The 16,453-nt window shown below is 60.5% G+C and carries 20 protein-coding genes; 13 read left to right on the top strand and 7 right to left on the bottom strand.

Annotated features, from left to right (window positions below; translation table 11 throughout):
* Positions 1-32: 32 nt before the first annotated feature.
* Complete coding sequence (locus tag EIC84_RS18135; RefSeq protein ID WP_003065412.1) at positions 33-1,073, top strand: YwqG family protein; 1,041 nt, start codon at positions 33-35, stop codon at positions 1,071-1,073.
* A 496-nt stretch (positions 1,074-1,569) separates the two neighbouring features.
* On the opposite strand, the gene lipA is transcribed toward EIC84_RS18135, so the two are convergent.
* Genes lipA through EIC84_RS18120 form a run of 3 tightly spaced genes read right to left on the bottom strand, consistent with a single transcriptional unit; the run spans position 1,570 to position 3,612 of the window.
* Complete coding sequence (lipA, locus tag EIC84_RS18130; RefSeq protein ID WP_003059385.1) at positions 1,570-2,550, bottom strand: lipoyl synthase; 981 nt, start codon at positions 2,548-2,550, stop codon at positions 1,570-1,572.
* A 10-nt stretch (positions 2,551-2,560) separates the two neighbouring features.
* On the bottom strand, positions 2,561-3,253 hold the full coding sequence (lipB, locus tag EIC84_RS18125) for a lipoyl(octanoyl) transferase LipB (protein ID WP_034362077.1): 693 nt from the start codon (positions 3,251-3,253) through the stop codon (positions 2,561-2,563).
* A 41-nt stretch (positions 3,254-3,294) separates the two neighbouring features.
* Positions 3,295-3,612 (bottom strand): YbeD family protein, encoded by a 318-nt coding sequence (locus EIC84_RS18120; RefSeq protein ID WP_003065410.1) that lies wholly within the window; start codon positions 3,610-3,612, stop codon positions 3,295-3,297.
* Positions 3,613-3,990: 378 nt separating this feature from the next.
* Between EIC84_RS18120 and EIC84_RS18115 the strand changes: the two genes are divergently transcribed.
* The 9 genes from EIC84_RS18115 (at position 3,991) to EIC84_RS18075 (ending at position 11,190) form a co-directional block, all read left to right on the top strand.
* Complete coding sequence (locus EIC84_RS18115) at positions 3,991-4,455, top strand: ATP synthase subunit I (protein ID WP_003065409.1); 465 nt, start codon at positions 3,991-3,993, stop codon at positions 4,453-4,455.
* Between the two features lie 14 nt (positions 4,456-4,469).
* Positions 4,470-5,333 carry a F0F1 ATP synthase subunit A gene (gene atpB, locus EIC84_RS18110; protein ID WP_003065408.1) on the top strand — a complete coding sequence of 288 codons (864 nt, stop codon included), beginning with the start codon at positions 4,470-4,472 and terminating at the stop codon, positions 5,331-5,333.
* 46 nt (positions 5,334-5,379) lie between these two features.
* The gene (gene atpE / locus EIC84_RS18105; RefSeq protein WP_003059376.1) at positions 5,380-5,631 is read left to right on the top strand and encodes a F0F1 ATP synthase subunit C; all 252 of its coding nucleotides are present in this window, start codon (positions 5,380-5,382) and stop codon (positions 5,629-5,631) included.
* A gap of 35 nt (positions 5,632-5,666) precedes the next feature.
* Positions 5,667-6,137 (top strand): F0F1 ATP synthase subunit B, encoded by a 471-nt coding sequence (locus tag EIC84_RS18100; protein WP_003065405.1) that lies wholly within the window; start codon positions 5,667-5,669, stop codon positions 6,135-6,137.
* Between the two features lie 12 nt (positions 6,138-6,149).
* A complete protein-coding gene (locus EIC84_RS18095; protein WP_003065404.1) occupies positions 6,150-6,689 on the top strand; it encodes a F0F1 ATP synthase subunit delta in 540 nt (179 codons plus the stop codon).
* 45 nt (positions 6,690-6,734) lie between these two features.
* Positions 6,735-8,294 (top strand): F0F1 ATP synthase subunit alpha, encoded by a 1,560-nt coding sequence (gene atpA / locus EIC84_RS18090; protein ID WP_003065402.1) that lies wholly within the window; start codon positions 6,735-6,737, stop codon positions 8,292-8,294.
* 18 nt (positions 8,295-8,312) lie between these two features.
* Positions 8,313-9,179, top strand: coding sequence for a F0F1 ATP synthase subunit gamma (gene atpG, locus EIC84_RS18085; RefSeq protein ID WP_003065400.1), 867 nt, complete (start codon positions 8,313-8,315; stop codon positions 9,177-9,179).
* Between the two features lie 34 nt (positions 9,180-9,213).
* Positions 9,214-10,623 (top strand): F0F1 ATP synthase subunit beta, encoded by a 1,410-nt coding sequence (gene atpD / locus EIC84_RS18080; protein WP_003065399.1) that lies wholly within the window; start codon positions 9,214-9,216, stop codon positions 10,621-10,623.
* A gap of 150 nt (positions 10,624-10,773) precedes the next feature.
* Positions 10,774-11,190 (top strand): F0F1 ATP synthase subunit epsilon, encoded by a 417-nt coding sequence (locus tag EIC84_RS18075; protein ID WP_003059364.1) that lies wholly within the window; start codon positions 10,774-10,776, stop codon positions 11,188-11,190.
* Between the two features lie 162 nt (positions 11,191-11,352).
* Here EIC84_RS18075 and EIC84_RS18070 read toward each other — a convergent pair whose 3' ends face one another.
* Positions 11,353-11,622, bottom strand: coding sequence for a hypothetical protein (locus tag EIC84_RS18070; protein WP_003065394.1), 270 nt, complete (start codon positions 11,620-11,622; stop codon positions 11,353-11,355).
* Between the two features lie 141 nt (positions 11,623-11,763).
* Here EIC84_RS18070 and EIC84_RS18065 point away from each other — a divergent pair, with 141 nt between their 5' ends.
* Positions 11,764-12,438, top strand: coding sequence for a cold shock and DUF1294 domain-containing protein (locus tag EIC84_RS18065; RefSeq protein ID WP_003065392.1), 675 nt, complete (start codon positions 11,764-11,766; stop codon positions 12,436-12,438).
* A gap of 44 nt (positions 12,439-12,482) precedes the next feature.
* On the opposite strand, the gene EIC84_RS18060 is transcribed toward EIC84_RS18065, so the two are convergent.
* The 3 genes from EIC84_RS18060 to EIC84_RS18050 form a co-directional block, all read right to left on the bottom strand.
* Positions 12,483-13,022, bottom strand: a complete 540-nt coding sequence (locus EIC84_RS18060; RefSeq protein WP_003065390.1) for a TPM domain-containing protein — start codon at positions 13,020-13,022, stop codon at positions 12,483-12,485.
* Position 13,023: 1 nt separating this feature from the next.
* Positions 13,024-13,893, bottom strand: a complete 870-nt coding sequence (locus EIC84_RS18055) for a YgcG family protein (protein ID WP_003065387.1) — start codon at positions 13,891-13,893, stop codon at positions 13,024-13,026.
* Between the two features lie 84 nt (positions 13,894-13,977).
* Positions 13,978-14,595: a LemA family protein gene (locus tag EIC84_RS18050; RefSeq protein WP_003065385.1), complete on the bottom strand. Its 618-nt coding sequence runs from the start codon at positions 14,593-14,595 to the stop codon at positions 13,978-13,980.
* Between the two features lie 115 nt (positions 14,596-14,710).
* Here EIC84_RS18050 and EIC84_RS18045 point away from each other — a divergent pair, with 115 nt between their 5' ends.
* Together EIC84_RS18045 and EIC84_RS18040 are read left to right on the top strand one after the other, a co-directional pair.
* Positions 14,711-15,466: a hypothetical protein gene (locus EIC84_RS18045; RefSeq protein WP_034362074.1), complete on the top strand. Its 756-nt coding sequence runs from the start codon at positions 14,711-14,713 to the stop codon at positions 15,464-15,466.
* Positions 15,463-16,434: a YheT family hydrolase gene (locus EIC84_RS18040; RefSeq protein WP_003065380.1), complete on the top strand. Its 972-nt coding sequence runs from the start codon at positions 15,463-15,465 to the stop codon at positions 16,432-16,434. Before EIC84_RS18045 ends, EIC84_RS18040 begins: the two co-directional genes overlap by 4 nt.
* Positions 16,435-16,453 lie beyond the last annotated feature (19 nt).

Raw genomic sequence — 16,453 nt, 5'->3', positions numbered from 1 at the left:
GAGCGGCCTCGAGGCAGGCAGAAAAGGGATGGATGAATTACGCACATTCGAAGGAAATCGCCCGTGAGCTCGAGCCGGTGCTGGAAGATGCAGCGCTTGCGCAGCAACTGGCTGCACAAGCCAGGCCGGCCGTGTGGCTGCAGACCACTGCGGTGAAGGATGAAGCGGAGATTGCGTCCGGCAGCACCAAGTTTGGCGGCTGTCCCGACCTGCCAGCCGGTGTGGCCTGGCCCGAGCGAGGGCGCTATCCGGACCATGAGCAGCGGGTGAAGCCCCATCGCGAAGACAGCCTTGCTCCCGACAGCCGCTGGCGATGGGCCAGACCCGAGCAAGTACTGCTGTTTCGCAAAGAGGCCTTGCAGCACGTCGCAAGGCTTGAAAGCACTTTTCCGCTGAGCTTTGTGGCGCAGATCAACTTCGCCGAAGCCCGCTCCGCCGGGACTCTGGATGCGGATTTCCCCGAGTCCGGGCTGCTGTCCGTCTTCTACGACCTGATGGAGCAGCCCTGGGGTTTCGATCCTGCCGACGCCTGTGCGCTGAAGCTGATCTTCTCCGAGGGCGATGCCGAGCTTGAGCGGCGCCCGCAGCCGCCGGCGCTGCTAGAGCTGCCCGATCATTGCCAGCTCGCACCTATGGCCTGCGAACTGCATGCCTGCGTCACGGCCTTGCCCCTGGAGAGCGCTCAGTGGGATTCGCAGGGCCTGGCACTTGACGAAGAGCAGCGTGACCGCTTTGTCGAATGGTGGTTCGATGACGCACAAAACGCTGCCAGCAGCGGTGGAGAGGACAGTGGCTGCCATCGCATCGGCGGCTGGCCCACGCCTGTCCAGGGTGATATGCAGACCGAATGCGCGTTGGTGGCTGCGGGGCATTACTGCGGTAATGGCGAGGCCTACGCGGACGAGGCCACGCGGGCCGTACGCGATACCGCAACGCAGTGGCTTTTGCTGCTGCAGATCGGCAGCGATGAAAAAGGCGGCATGGGCTGGGGCGATGAAGGCCAGGTCTATCTGTGGATGCGCCGCGACGACCTGCGCGCACGTCGCTTCGACCGAGTGCGGTTGGTGCTGTAGTGTTGCTGAGACCAGCATGCGCCGTGATTGCAGGTGTCAACGGTTGCGAAATGGCTGCAAAACAGGTGTTTGGAGATTTCTTTTTGTGGAAAACGAAAATTAATTGATATTGATTCTCATTTGATGTTACTATCCATCCCAGCTTGCAGCACAGGACTCTGGTGGGGTATCCAGCGCTGCATGGCTCAGTTTCATCGTGGGGCGACTCGTCGGGCCTGTTCAGCCTGCAGTCGTTTTTGCCAGCCAGCGGTTTGCCGGTTAGCCAGGCGTTTTTTCGATGTAAACAGTGGATTATCAAAATTCATAGCTTTTAGCGCATGATGTGCAACGATTCTGCTATGAATTGACTATGTAAGCTTTACCAGAAAAGCGCAGCAAGCTCCTTATTCAGGAGCTTTATTTTTGGCAAATACTGGAGCGTGCAGTACTGCTCATTGCATCCGGGCATGAAAAAAGCAGCCACAGGGGCTGCTTTTGTGAGTGCTGTCTTCGGTGCTCAGACGCCGGCGGCATGGGCCTGCTGGTCGGCGTGGTAGCTCGAGCGCACCATGGCGCCCACGGCGGCGTGGGTGAAGCCCATCTTGTAGGCCTCCTGCTCGAACATCTTGAAGGTATCGGGGTGCACATAGCGGCGCACGGGCAGGTGGCTGTTGGTGGGCGCCAGATACTGGCCGATGGTCAGCATGTCGATGTTGTGGGCGCGCATATCGCGCATCACCTGCAGGATTTCCTCGTCCGTCTCGCCCAGGCCCACCATGATGCCGCTCTTGGTCGGCACATCGGGGTGCAGTTCCTTGAACTTCTTGAGCAGGTTGAGGCTGAACTGGTAGTCGGAGCCGGGGCGTGCTTCCTTGTACAGGCGCGGCGCGGTTTCCAGATTGTGGTTCATCACATCGGGCGGAGCCGACTTGAGGATTTCCAGCGCGCGGTCGTCACGGCCGCGGAAGTCGGGCACCAGGATCTCGATCTGCGTCTCGGGCGAGAGCTCGCGGATGTTCTTGATGCATTCCACAAAGTGGCCCGAGCCGCCGTCGCGCAGGTCGTCGCGGTCCACGCTGGTGATCACCACGTACTTCAGGCGCAGAGCGGCAATGGTGCGCGCCAGATTCAGCGGCTCGTTCACGTCCAGCGGATCGGGGCGGCCATGGCCCACGTCGCAGAAGGGGCAGCGGCGCGTGCACTTGTCGCCCATGATCATGAAGGTGGCCGTGCCCTTGCCAAAGCACTCGCCGATATTCGGGCAACTGGCTTCCTCGCAGACCGTGTGCAGATTGTTCTTGCGCAGAATGTCCTTGATCTCGTAGAAGCGCGTGCTGGGGCTGCCGGCCTTGACGCGTATCCATTCCGGCTTTTTGAGGACTTCGGCCTGCTCCACCTTCACGGGGATGCGTGCCAGCTTGGCGGCAGCCTTCTGCTTGGCCAGCGGGTTGTAGTTTTCGGCGGACTGCGCTTCGCGCACGACTTCATTGGTGCTCATGATCTTGCCTTCAGGGTGAGAGACGCGCCTTCAGCTGGCGGCCCAGCACGGATGCGGCCTCGTCCCAGGTTGTCTGTATGCCGATTGTAGAAAGGTCCACCGTGCTCAGCCCTGCGTATCCGCAAGGGTTGATTCGCAAATAAGGTTCCAAATCCATATCGACATTGAGGGCCACTCCGTGGTAGGTGCTGTGGCGGCTGACCTTGATGCCCAGGGCGGCAATCTTGCCCAGGCCCTCGAAATGCGGCTCGGGCGCCGGGCTGCCCGGTTCGCGATGTTGCGGACGCTGCTCCAGCATGGCATGGCTGCGCGGATCGTCCAGGCGCACATAGATGCCGGGGGCGCCTGCCACGCGGTGGCCGGTGACGCCGAAATGCTCCAGCGTGCGGATCACCGCATCTTCCAGCCGGTACACATACTCTTTGACGAAGTAGCCCATGCGCTGCAGATCCAGCAGCGGATAGGCCACCACCTGACCGGGGCCGTGATAGGTCACCTGGCCGCCGCGATTGGTGGCCACCACGGGAATATCGCCGGGGTTCAGGACATTTTCGGTTTTGCCGGCCAGCCCCTGGGTGAAGTGGGGTGAGTGCTCGCATACCCATACTTCGTCACGTGTGGCCGAGTTGCGTGTGCGCGTGAACTCCTGCATCGCGACCACCGTTGCTTCATAGCCGGTGCGCCCCAGAAAGCGCAGGTCCATGGCTTCGGGGGGCAGCAAGGCGGAAGCAATCGGGTTGTTGCTCACAGCACGACCTTCACCAGGGGGTGAGAGGTCAGTGCGCGGTAGGTATCGTCCAGCTGTTCGCGGCTGGTGGCCGTGATGGTGATGGTCACGCCCAGGTAGTTGCCGCCGGAGCTGGGGCGCAGCTCCACCGTGCTGGCGTCAAAGCTGGGGTCGAATTTTTCGGCGATCTTGGTGATTTCATGCACCAGATGCTCATTCTTGACGCCCATCACCTTGATGGGGAACTGGCTCGGATACTCGATCAGCGAATCCTTGCGCGGGTCTTCTTGCTGGCCGTTCTCGTTGGCGGCAGATGGGTTGGGCGTGTCGCTCATGAAGAGTCCTTGGCTGGAATGAAAAATTGCCGTTGGTGAAACACCCGGTCAATGAGTAAGAAAGATTGTGCGCCACGCCGGGCAGCCCTGCGCGCGTGGGCCTAATCCATGGCCCGGCGAGGCCGGCAAACCGGCAAAGCCCCTGGCAGGCGGCAGACAATTCAGGGTAATCAGGTATTTCAATTAGGGCACACTCGCGCCGCACCAAAGCTGAGGGTGGCAGATGTTGTCACTCAGCGACAACCCTCAGGTCTTGTCAAAGACGTTTTGCGCATGACAGTATCAACCCCTATCTAATGACGGGGGTTTTTACTTATAATCAGAGGCTTTGTAAAAAAGTCTTGCCTGGTCAGCGGTGTGAAAGAAAACATGACAAACATGCCCGCTGATTTTCAGGATGAGGACGAAGTCGAAGACTTCAAGCCCCTGACTGCACAAGAAGCCTCTGCATGGCGTTCGCGCTTTCCGCAGGTTTCTGTCTGGCGCATCGTCATCGTTCAGACGCTGGTCGGCGTTATCGTGGCTTTGCTGTCGTGGTTGATGACGGGGCGTGCAGCCGCAGGCTGGTCGGCGGCGTATGGAGCGCTGGCGGTCGTGTTGCCCGCAGCGCTGTTTGCAAGAGGTGTGGTTCGTCAACGGCCGGGAGGTGCCGGGGCGGCCATGGCGGGGATTTTCGGTTGGGAACTGGTGAAGCTGGTGCTGTGTATCGCCATGTTGGCGGCTGCGCCAAAGCTGGTTCCCGATCTCAGTTGGCTGGCGTTGCTGGCCGGTTTGATTGTTGTGATGAAAACGTATTGGGTTGCACTGCTGGTGCGATCCAGTGTCCGAAAAACTGAAGCTTAAGAAGAGAGTTGACGATGGCCGCTGATGCGCACGCCCCAACTGCAAGTGAATACATCGTTCACCACTTGCAACACCTGCAAAACATCAAGCAGAAGTCCGTCATTGATTTCTCAGTCATCAACTACGACTCGATCGTGGTGGCTGGCGTTCTGGGTCTGCTCGGCATCTTCGTGCTCTGGCTGGCTGCCCGCAAGGCGACTTCCGGCGTGCCCGGCCGCTTCCAGGCCGCCGTGGAAATCCTGGTCGAGATGGTGGACAACCAGGCCAAGGCCAATATCCACAACGCCCAATCGCGCAAATTCATCGCTCCTCTGGCACTGACCGTCTTCGTCTGGATCTTCCTGATGAACGCCATGGACATGCTGCCCGTGGATCTGCTGCCCTATCTGTGGCAAGGCGCTACCGCCGACGAACACGCCTATCTGCGTGTCGTGCCTACCGCCGACCTGTCCACCACGCTGGGCCTGTCCTTCGCCGTGCTGGTCCTGTGCCTGTTCTACAGCGTCAAGATCAAGGGCATGGGCGGCTGGGCGCATGAACTGGTGACTGCACCGTTCGGCACTTCCAAGAATCCCGTCTTCGCCCTGATCCTGGGCGTGGTGAACCTGCTGATGCAGGTGATTGAATACGTTGCCAAGACCGTGTCGCATGGCATGCGACTGTTCGGCAACATGTACGCTGGTGAGTTGGTGTTCATGCTGATTGCCCTGATGGGTGGTGCGGCGGCTATGTCGCTCTCTGGTGTGTTGCTCCCCGTGGGGCACATCATTGCAGGCTCTATCTGGGCAATCTTCCACATCCTGGTGATTACCCTGCAGGCCTTCATTTTCATGATGCTGACGCTGATTTACCTCGGCCAGGCACATGAAGCTCACTGACCTTTCCCTCTTCAACCTTTCTTTCCTTTAATCCCTAGGAGTCATCATGGAAAACGTTCTCGGTCTCGTCGCTCTGGCTTGTGGTCTGATTGTTGGTCTGGGCGCTATCGGCGCTTCGATCGGTATCGCCCTGATGGGTGGCAAGTTCCTGGAATCTTCGGCACGTCAGCCTGAGCTGATCAACGAACTGCAAACCAAGATGTTCATCTTGGCTGGTCTGATCGACGCCGCCTTCCTGATCGGTGTTGCTATCGCCCTGCTGTTCGCTTTCGCCAACCCCTTCCAACTGGTGGCCTAAGCTCCGATCAACGCCCTAAATAGAAAGGTGTTGCCGTGAGTATCAACGCGACCCTGTTCGTTCAGGCCATTGTTTTCCTGATCCTGGTGCTGTTCACGATGAAACTCGTGTGGCCCCCGATTGCGAAGGCACTGGATGAGCGAGCCCAGAAAATCGCCGATGGCCTCGCTGCTGCCGACAAGGCCAAGACCGAACTGACCGCTGTCAACAAGCGTGTCGAACAGGAATTGGCCCAGACGCGCAACGAAACAGCTTCGCGGCTTGCGGACGCCGAACGCCGCGCCCAGGCCATCATTGAAGAAGCCAAGGCCCGCGCGACAGAAGAAGGCAACAAGATTGTTGCTGCTGCCCGCGCTGAAGCTGACCAGCAAGCCATTGCTGCCCGTGAAGCCCTGCGTGAGCAAGTGGCAGCGCTGGCCGTCAAGGGTGCCGAGCAGATCCTGAAGAAGGAAGTCAATGCCGGTATCCACGCTGATCTGCTGAACCGCCTGAAGACAGAGCTGTAAGGAAAGCAAAAAATGGCAGAACTCGCCACCATTGCCCGCCCTTACGCCGAAGCATTGTTCAAAGCCTGCGCCGACAAGGCTGCAGACTTGAACAGCACTGTCGCTTGGGTGGAGGAATTGGCGGCGATTGCCGCCAATCCGCAATTGCGCCAACTGGCCGACAACCCGAACGTGAGCGACGCGCAAGTGTTCGATCTCATCACGGGTGTGGCCAAGTCGGCATTGCCCGAGTCCGCACGCAACTTCCTGCGTGTGGTCCTCGAAAACGGCCGTCTGGACGTGCTGCCTGAAGTGGCAGCCCAGTTCCGCAGCCTCGTGAACAGCAAGAGCGGCTCTTCGGATGCCGTGGTGTACAGCGCTTTCCCGATTGAGGATGCAGCGCTGGCCGAGCTTGGCGCCACGCTGGAAAAGCGCTTTGGCCGCAAGCTGAATCTCACCGTGAAGCTCGATGAATCGCTGATCGGTGGCGTTCGCGTCGTGGTGGGCGACGAGGTGCTGGACACCTCCGTCAAGGCCCGTCTGGAACAAATGAAAGCGGCCCTCACCGCGTAATGCGCTTGAGGTCTCGGCTAACACACAAGAAAGAAGGAAAGAGTCATGCAACTCAATCCCGCAGAAATTTCTGAACTGATCAAGAGCCGCATCGAAGGGCTGGCTGCTAGCACTGACGTCCGTAACCAAGGCACCGTGGTGTCGGTGACTGACGGTATCGTGCGCGTGCACGGCCTGTCGGACGTGATGGCTGGCGAAATGCTGGAATTCCCCGCAGGCGCCGACGGTCAACCCACTTACGGTCTGGCTCTGAACCTGGAGCGCGACTCCGTGGGCGCCGTGATTCTGGGTGCTTACGAGCACATCGCAGAAGGCAACACCGTCAAGTGCACCGGCCGTATCCTGGAAGTGCCCGTGGGCCCCGAGCTGGTCGGCCGCGTGGTGAACGCCCTGGGTCAGCCTATCGACGGCAAGGGCCCCATCAATGCCAAGATGACGGACGTGATCGAGAAGGTCGCTCCTGGCGTGATCGCACGTCAATCCGTGGATCAGCCCCTGCAAACCGGTATCAAGTCCATCGACTCCATGGTTCCCGTGGGCCGTGGTCAGCGTGAACTGATCATTGGTGACCGTCAGACTGGTAAGACGGCTGTCGCTATCGACGCCATCATCAACCAGAAGGGCCAGGGCGTTATCTGTATCTACGTGGCTATTGGTCAGAAGGCTTCTTCGATCAAGAACGTGGTGCGCTCTCTGGAACAAGCCGGCGCGATGGACTACACCATCGTCGTGGCTGCCACCGCCTCTGAATCCGCTGCCATGCAGTACGTGTCGGCCTACGCTGGCTGCACCATGGGCGAATACTTCCGCGACCGCGGCGAAGACGCTCTGATCGTTTATGACGATCTGTCCAAGCAAGCCGTGGCCTACCGTCAAGTTTCGCTGCTGCTGCGTCGTCCCCCCGGACGTGAAGCCTTCCCCGGCGACGTGTTCTATCTCCACAGCCGTCTGCTGGAGCGTGCCGCTCGCGTGAACGCCGACTACGTCGAAGCCTTCACCAAGGGTGAAGTCAAGGGCAAGACCGGTTCTCTGACCGCTCTGCCTATCATCGAAACACAAGCTGGCGACGTGTCCGCTTTCGTTCCCACGAACGTGATTTCGATTACCGACGGCCAGATCTTCCTGGAAACCAGCCTGTTCAACGCCGGTATCCGTCCCGCTATCAACGCCGGTATTTCGGTGTCCCGCGTGGGTGGTTCCGCTCAGACCAAGGTTGTGAAGGGCCTGTCCGGCGGTATCCGTACCGACCTGGCTCAGTACCGTGAACTGGCTGCCTTTGCGCAGTTCGCTTCCGACCTGGACGATGCAACCCGCAAGCAGCTGGACCGCGGTGCCCGCGTGACCGAACTGCTCAAGCAGGCTCAGTACTCTCCTCTGTCGACCGCTCTGATGGCTGCTTCGCTGTTCGCAGTGAACAAGGGCTTCATGGACGACATCGAAGTCAAGCAAGTGCTGCCCTTCGAATCTGGTCTGCACCAGTTCCTGAAGACCAGCCACGGCGCTCTGCTCGACCGTCTGAACGAAAAGCGTGCTTTCGACAAGGAAGGCAAGGACGAAGCTGAACTGACTGCAGCCATTACTGCATTCAAGAAGTCCTTCGCTTAATACCGGCGAGGAGTCATCATGGCAGCAGGTAAGGAAATACGCGGCAAGATCAAATCGGTGGAAAACACCAAGAAGATCACCAAAGCCATGGAAATGGTGGCTGCATCCAAAATGCGCAAGGCGCAGGACCGGATGCTGGCTGCCCGTCCATATAGCGAAAAAATCCGCAACATTGCAGCCCATCTTGGCGAAGCTAACCCTGAATATGTGCATCCGTTCATGCAAGTGAACGATGCCAAGAAGGTCGGCGTCATCGTGGTGACGACCGACAAGGGTTTGTGCGGCGGCATGAACACCAACGTGTTGCGTGTCGTCACCAACAAGTTGCGCGAACTGCAGGATGCGGGTGTTGCGACAGATGCAGTGGCCATTGGCGGCAAGGGACTGGGTTTCCTGAACCGTGTCGGTGCCAAGGTGGTCTCTCACGCTACAGGCTTGGGCGACACGCCTCACCTCGACAAGCTCATCGGGCCTGTCAAGGTGTTGCTGGACCAATATGCTGAAGGCAAGCTGAGCGCGGTGTACCTGGCGTACACCAAGTTCATCAACACCATGAAGCAGGAGTCGGTGGTGGAGCAACTGCTCCCCCTGTCGTCCGAAAAATTGCAAGCCGAGAAGACGGGTGCATCGTGGGAATACATCTACGAACCTGACGCTCAAAGCGTCATCGACGAACTGCTGGTTCGTTACGTGGAGTCCCTCGTGTACCAGGCCGTTGCGGAAAACATGGCGTCCGAGCAATCGGCGCGCATGGTGGCCATGAAGGCCGCTACCGACAACGCCGGCAACGTCATCAGCGAGTTGAAGCTGGTCTACAACAAGACGCGTCAAGCCGCGATTACGACCGAGTTGTCGGAAATCGTGGCAGGCGCAGCCGCTGTGTAAACGGCTTTAACGAACAAACAGATTGGAGCAAAAAATGGCTCAAGTACAAGGCAAGATTGTTCAATGTATCGGCGCCGTGGTGGACGTGGAGTTTGCCCACGGCCAGGTGCCCAAGGTGTATGACGCCTTGAAGCTGGAAGGCTCGGCCCTGACCCTGGAAGTTCAGCAGCAGCTGGGCGACGGCGTGGTGCGTACCATTGCCCTGGGTTCTTCGGACGGCCTGAAGCGTGGCCTGATGGTCACCAACACCGGCAACCCCATCACCGTTCCCGTGGGTAAGGCTACCCTGGGCCGCATCATGGACGTGCTGGGCAACCCCATCGACGAACGTGGTCCCGTGGACCAGACCCTGACCGCCGCCATCCACCGCAAGGCTCCTGCTTACGACGAACTGTCGCCTTCGCAGGAACTGCTGGAAACAGGTATCAAGGTGATCGACTTGGTCTGCCCCTTCGCCAAGGGCGGCAAGGTGGGCCTGTTCGGTGGTGCCGGTGTGGGCAAGACCGTGAACATGATGGAACTCATCAACAACATCGCCAAGGCCCACAGCGGTCTGTCGGTGTTCGCTGGTGTGGGTGAGCGTACCCGTGAAGGTAACGACTTCTATCACGAAATGTCCGACGCTGGCGTTGTGAACCAAGAGAACCTGGGCGAGTCCAAGGTTGCCATGGTTTACGGTCAGATGAACGAGCCCCCAGGAAACCGTCTGCGCGTGGCGCTGACCGGCCTGACCATGGCTGAGTCGTTCCGTGACGAAGGCAAGGACGTGCTGTTCTTCGTGGACAACATCTACCGCTACACACTGGCCGGTACCGAAGTGTCCGCTCTGCTGGGCCGTATGCCTTCCGCCGTGGGCTACCAGCCTACCCTGGCTGAAGAAATGGGTAAGCTGCAAGAGCGTATTACCTCCACCAAGGTTGGTTCGATCACTTCCATCCAGGCCGTTTACGTGCCAGCGGATGACTTGACCGACCCCTCGCCCGCCACCACTTTTGCTCACTTGGACTCCACCGTGGTGCTGTCCCGTGACATCGCTTCGCTGGGTATCTACCCCGCTGTGGATCCTCTGGACTCCACCAGCCGTCAGCTGGACCCCCAAGTGGTTGGCGAAGAGCACTACAAGGTGGCTCGCCAAGTGCAGGGTACGCTGCAGCGCTACAAGGAACTGCGCGACATCATCGCGATTCTGGGCATGGACGAACTGGCTCCCGAAGACAAGCTGACTGTGGCTCGTGCTCGTAAGATCCAGCGTTTCCTGTCTCAGCCTTTCCACGTGGCTGAAGTGTTCACTGGTGCTCCCGGCAAGTACGTTCCCCTGTCTGAAACCATCCGTGGCTTCAAGATGATCGTGAACGGCGAAGCCGACCACCTGCCCGAACAGGCTTTCTACATGGTTGGTACCATCGACGAAGCCTTCGAGAAGGCCAAGAAGCTGGCTGCCTAACTGGCTTGCACCCCCTGAGCGGCTTGCGCCGCTTCCCCCTCTCTTTCAGGAGGGGGACGACGCCCTCGCTGCGGGGCGGCCCTTGCTCGGCGTCTCTGGCTTGGGGTGTGCTTGTTTTAGGACCAGTTTTTACCTTTTCTAGGAGCAAAGATGAACACTATTCACGTTGATGTGGTCAGTGCCGAAGAGTCCATCTTCTCCGGTGAAGCGCGCTTTGTCGCCTTGCCCGGTGAAGCGGGCGAGTTGGGCATCTATCCCCGCCACACACCGCTGATCACCCGCATCAAGCCGGGTTCGGTGCGCATCGAAATGCCTGACGGCAGCGAAGAGTTCGTCTTCGTGGCCGGCGGCATTTTGGAAGTGCAACCCAACTGCGTGACCGTGCTGTCCGACACCGCCATCCGCGGCAAGGATCTGGACGATGAAAAGGCGCAAAAGGCCAAGGCTGCGGCCGAGGAAGCCCTGAAGAACGCCAAGGGCGAACTGGACATCGCTCGTGCACAGTCCGAGCTGGCCGTGATGGCGGCTCAGATTGCTGCTCTGCGCAAGTACCGCCAGAAGCGTTGATGTGCTGTGCCCTGAGCACATGCATCAGCAGCAAAAAGCCACCGCATGCGGTGGCTTTTTTTATGGACTGCTGCTGCGTAAATCGAAGCGCACTGCGCTTGTCCCAAAAGGGATTGATCCCGAAACCAGCAGGATTCTGAACCGCGGCAGCGCGCAAGTGGCTTAGCTGTTGCAGGCGGCCTGATAGCCGTAGACCACGGAGTTGTCCTTGGGGTCCACATGGCGCGATTTGCGCACCACGGCCTTGCTGGGGTCTTCGCAGAGGGCTCGGATCTGGGCTTCGCACTTCTTGGGGTCATCTTCCTTGAGCTTGCAGCTCAGTGCGTAGTCGTATTCAGCCGGTGCTTCGGCGCCTCTGGGGCTGATGGAGGAGCAGGCGCTCAGTGCCAGGACAGAGCTGATGACGGCCAGAGAGAACAGAGATTTCTGCATGCTTGAGTGCTTTCTTAAGAAAATACGGCTGCCCCAAAACTAACACAGCCATGCGGGTAAAAAGGTTTTTTCTGGATAGGGCCCGCCTGCTTTTTGCATCACCGGGCCTGTTCGCGGTGTCAAAAACAACAAAGGACATGGATGCGCTACAGCGGTACCTTGACGCAATGGAATGACGAGCGTGGCTTTGGCTGGATAGAGGCCGATGGCGGTGGCGAGCGCCTGTTTGTCCATATCAGTGCTTTTGAGCCGCGCCCGCCCGCAGAGCAGCGTCCTCGGCCCGGCCTGCGCCTGGAGTTTTCCGTCGGCATGGAGCAGGGCAGAAAACGCGCGCTTCAGGTTGCGTGGCGAGCTGGCGGCCCAGTGCCTCAGGCACGGTCTTCTTCGGTGCGGCACAACAGCCCTTCTGCAGGGCGTTTGCAGTCCTCGCGTGCGGTGCCTCAGGGCTGGCATGCCTCCAGTGGCTTCAGCTATGGCGTGTTGCTGGTCTGGCTGCTGATGATGCTGGCCACTGCCGTGATCTGGGGCATACCGCGCATCCTCTGGCTGATCTATGCAGGCCTGAGCATGCTGACCTTCATGGCCTACTGGCAGGACAAATGGGCCGCCCAGAAGGGGCAGTGGCGCACGCCGGAAAAAACGCTGCAGACCATGGCGCTGGCCGGAGGCTGGCCCGGCGCCCTGCTGGCCCAGCAGTGGCTGCGCCACAAAAGCAGCAAGACCAGCTTTCAGCTGCAGTTCTGGCTCATGGTCCTGATCAATGTGGCGGCCGTGCTCTGGCTGTGTTCGCCATACGGGCGACATGTGCTGGCCTGAGGCTTCTGCGGTCTGCAGCCGGCGCATGCGGCGGCAGAACCGGATCAGCGGCTACGGCTCGGCAGATGCCTTTGGACCACGGGCGTATCGGGCAGGTTTCGCTGTGTGTTGGCCGCGGATTTGCGCGGAAAATGCGCCTGCAGCTGCCGGTTGACACGCTCCAGTGCCGATACCAGACCCACGCTGAAATGCCCGCCCTGGAAGGCGGACTGCATATCGCTGATCAGCGTTTGCCATTGCTCGGCGTTCATGGTGCGGTCCAGGGCGCGGTCGGCCACGATTTCTATGGCGTGGTCGGCCAGCAGCAGGTAGATCAGGGCGCCGTTGTTGTGCTCCGTGTCCCAGACATGGAGCTTGGCGAACTGCGAGAGAGCGCGCTCGCGCGCCGTGGCATCGCGCCATATATAGCTCCAGGGCAGGCCGGCCTCTACGCAAATGCGGACCTGGCCGGTATGGCCCAGCTCGCTTTTGGCGATCAGCAATTCCAGCTCCTTGAGCGTGGCAGGCGGCAAGGCCTTGCGCAGATGCTGTTCGGCCCAGCGGTGTCGTACCAGGCGTGCCAGGCGTTGAAAGACATTGCTCATTTCACCAATCCCCCGAGGCGCCACCGCCACCAAAGCTGCCGCCGCCACCGGAGCTGAAGCCGCCCCCGGAACTGAAACCACCGCCGCCGCCGCTGCTCCAGCCGCCTCCGCCGGTGCTGATGTAGGGGCCGCCTCCGCCACGCGAGAGATTGGAGAGCAGGGTGAAGATCAGGCCAACAACGCCGGCCACGCCTGCAATCAACAGGCTGGTGGTGATCACATAAGCGGCCGCCCCGGCAATGCCGCCAATGAGCAGCGAACCCAGCACGCGGCCGAAGATGGCGCGGGCGATGGCAATCCCGATCGGAAAGCCGAAGAACAGCAGCGGCAGCAGAAAGTCCAGATGTTCGGACCAGGATGGGCCGGACTTGCGAGCCTGGGACTGCGGTGCGGGCAGTTTCTCGCCGTGAATCAGCAGGCTCATCTGCTCGATGGCGGCAGACAGTCCGCCCGCATAGTCGTCGGCGCGGAAGCGCGGCTTCATGGCGCCGTCGATGATGCGTGCGGCCTGGATGTCGGGAATCGCGCCTTCGAGCTTGCGCGCCACCTCGATGCGCATGCGCCTGTCGTTCTTGGCCACGACGATGAGAGAGCCGTCGCCTATGTCCTTGCGCCCCAGCTTCCAACTGCTGGCCACGCGCCAGGCATAGGCAGCAATGTCTTCCGGAGCCGTGGTGGCGACCATGAGCACGGCGACCTGGGCGCCGGTCTCGTCCTCCAGTTTCTTGAGCTGCTCGCTCAGTGCCTGCTGATCGCTCTGGCTCAGCGTGCCGGTCTGGTCGATGACGCGCGCCGTCAGCTCGGGCACAGCTTGCAGCTGAGCGCCTGCGCCACCCTGCGCCAGGGCCGGCAGCGCCGACAGTAGCACCATGCTAGCAAAAACAATAGCTGCAAGCGCTTTGTAAATAAGGGCTTGATGCGATTTTTGCATGGGTTCAAAGAGCGCTGCGCACAATTACTTGCTGCCAGCAGGCGCTGCGGGTGTGGAAAAGTCAACGGCTGGTGGTTGCGAGATCTGGGCTTCGTTTTGTACCGTGAAGGTCGGCTTGACCTTGTAGCTGAATACCTTGGCCGTGATATTGGTGGGGAAGCTGCGCGCCAGCACGTTGTAGGCTTGTACGGTGCCTATGTATTCGTTGCGCGCCACGGTGATGCGATTTTCCGTACCCTCCAGCGTTACGCGCAGATCGCGGAACGCCTGGTTGGCCTTGAGTTCGGGGTATTTTTCCGCCACCACCATCAGGCGCGAGAGCGCGCTGGAAATCTCGCCCTGAGCTTGCTGGAACTTGTTGAAGGCTTCAGGGTTGTTGATCAGCTCGGGCGTGGCCTGAATCGAGGTGGCCTTGGCGCGTGCTTCGATCACCCTGGTCAGGGTCTCCTGCTCGAAGTTGGCCTCGCCCTTGACCGTGGCGACAATGTTCGGGATCAGGTCCGAGCGGCGCTGGTACTGGTTCAGCACCTCGCTCCAGGCGGCCTTGGATTTCTCATCCAGACGCTGAAAGTCGTTATAGCCGCAGCCCGTGAGGGAGAGCATGGAGGCCGCGGTTGCGATTGCCAGAAGCCAGCGTTTCATGGGTGTTTCCATTCACGAGATTGAGACGGAAACCATAGCATAAGCGCTTGCTCGGTTCGTGTGCGTGCAAGGCCTGTCACCTTGTCCGCTGTCCAGCGGCGCTAGCATTGCAATCATGTCCACTGTTTCTCCACTCGATGCCCTGCGTGGCGCACAGCGTCCCGGCCCGAAAACTGCGACCTTGCCGCGCCTGTTGCTGGCCGGGGCCACGGGGCCGCTGGGCAACGAGGTGCTCAGTCGCGTGGTAGGCGCGCAGAACTATGCGCTGGTCCAGGTGCTGGCACGCGAGCCCTATGTCCAGGGCCTGCGTGGCATGGAGTTGCTGACGCAACTGCACGGCGATGTGCAGCAATGGCCTGTGCAGAGCGCCGATGTGGGCCTCATCATGTTTGAGCCTCCGCGTCCCTATTACCAGCGCGAGCGCGCCTTGTGGACGCCCCGGCCCGACCAGCTGCAAGCGGTGGCGCAGTGGATGCAGTGCTGTGGCGTGCATACGCTTGCCGTGGTGCTGCCCCACGATATGGGTAGCCTGCCCCAGGCTTTGAAGCAGGGGCTGGCCAATCTCAATGAGCAAGGCGTAGCTGCGCTGGGCTTCGAGCGCCTGATTTTTGTGCGCTCGGCCAGAGAAGCCCAGAAAATCAATGCAGGCCATTGGCTGCAGCGCACGGCAAAGACCATGCTGTCGGCGCTCAGCTATATGCTGCCGCAGACGGAGCGACCGGTGCGCGCCATGCATGTGGCCCGTCTGGTGGAGGCAGCCTTGCTCAAGGCACCGCCGGGAATTCATGTGGCTCCGCCTGAGCTGGTCTGGCGTGCGGCACAGAAAGACGCTCTGCAGTCAGAGCTGCGGAGCTGGCTGGGTTTCTCATGAATTTCGAACAATTTCGTGCACCTTGGTGGCAGCCCGGAGGTCATGTCCAGACCATTTGGGCTGCACTCTGTGCGAAGGGCGGAGAGTCTCCGGCGTGGCGGCGCGAGCGCTGGGATACGCCCGATGGCGATTTCATCGATATCGATTTTTCAAGCCATATGGCAAGTGCAAGCGCTCCCACACTGGTGCTGTTTCATGGCCTGGAAGGCTCTTCCTCCAGCCACTACGCCAAGGCCCTGGCACAGGTCTGCGCGCAGCGCGGCTGGCATCTGGCCGTGCCGCATTTTCGCGGCTGCAGCGGTGAGCCCAATCACTTGCTACGCGCCTACCACTCCGGCGATGCGGACGAGCTGGACTGGATTTTGCGTCGGCTGCGTCAAGGCGCGGGCGGAGAGTTGCTGGCAATGGGAGTGTCGCTGGGCGGCAATGCCCTGGCGCGCTGGGCCGGGCTGCAGCAGCAGGCGGCCGCAGAACTCGTCAAGGGCGCGGCAGTGATCTGTGCGCCGCTGGACCTGGTGGCCGGAGGCGTCAATCTGGGCCAGGGGCTCAATCGCTGGATCTACACCCCCATGTTCATGCGTACCCTGGTGCCCAAGGCCCTCGCCAAATGGCAGCAGTCGCCGGGGGTGTTCGATAGGGAGCGGCTGCAGCGCGCACGCACCCTGCATGACTTTGACGATGTGTTCACGGCCCCGGTTCATGGCTTCAGGGATGCCGATGATTACTGGCGCCGGGCCTCGGCCAAGCCCCTGCTCAAGCAAGTGGCCGTGCCCTTGTTGCTGCTCAATGCGCGCAACGATCCCTTTGTGCCGGCGCACAGCCTGCCCAGGCCCGATGAGGTCAGTGCCACCGTGCAGCTATGGCAGCCGCCGCACGGCGGACATGTGGGCTTTGCCAGCGGAGCCTGGCCCGCCCATGTGCAGGCCATGCCGCTGGCGGTGACCGAGTGGCTGGAGCAGTGGCTCTGAGCGTTCGCAGAATAATCAG

This window comes from Comamonas sp. A23, from assembly GCF_004522605.1.
In the GTDB taxonomy this organism is placed as follows: Bacteria; Pseudomonadota; Gammaproteobacteria; order Burkholderiales; family Burkholderiaceae_C; genus Comamonas; species Comamonas thiooxydans.
This window is presented reverse-complemented; position numbering and strand designations above follow the sequence as displayed.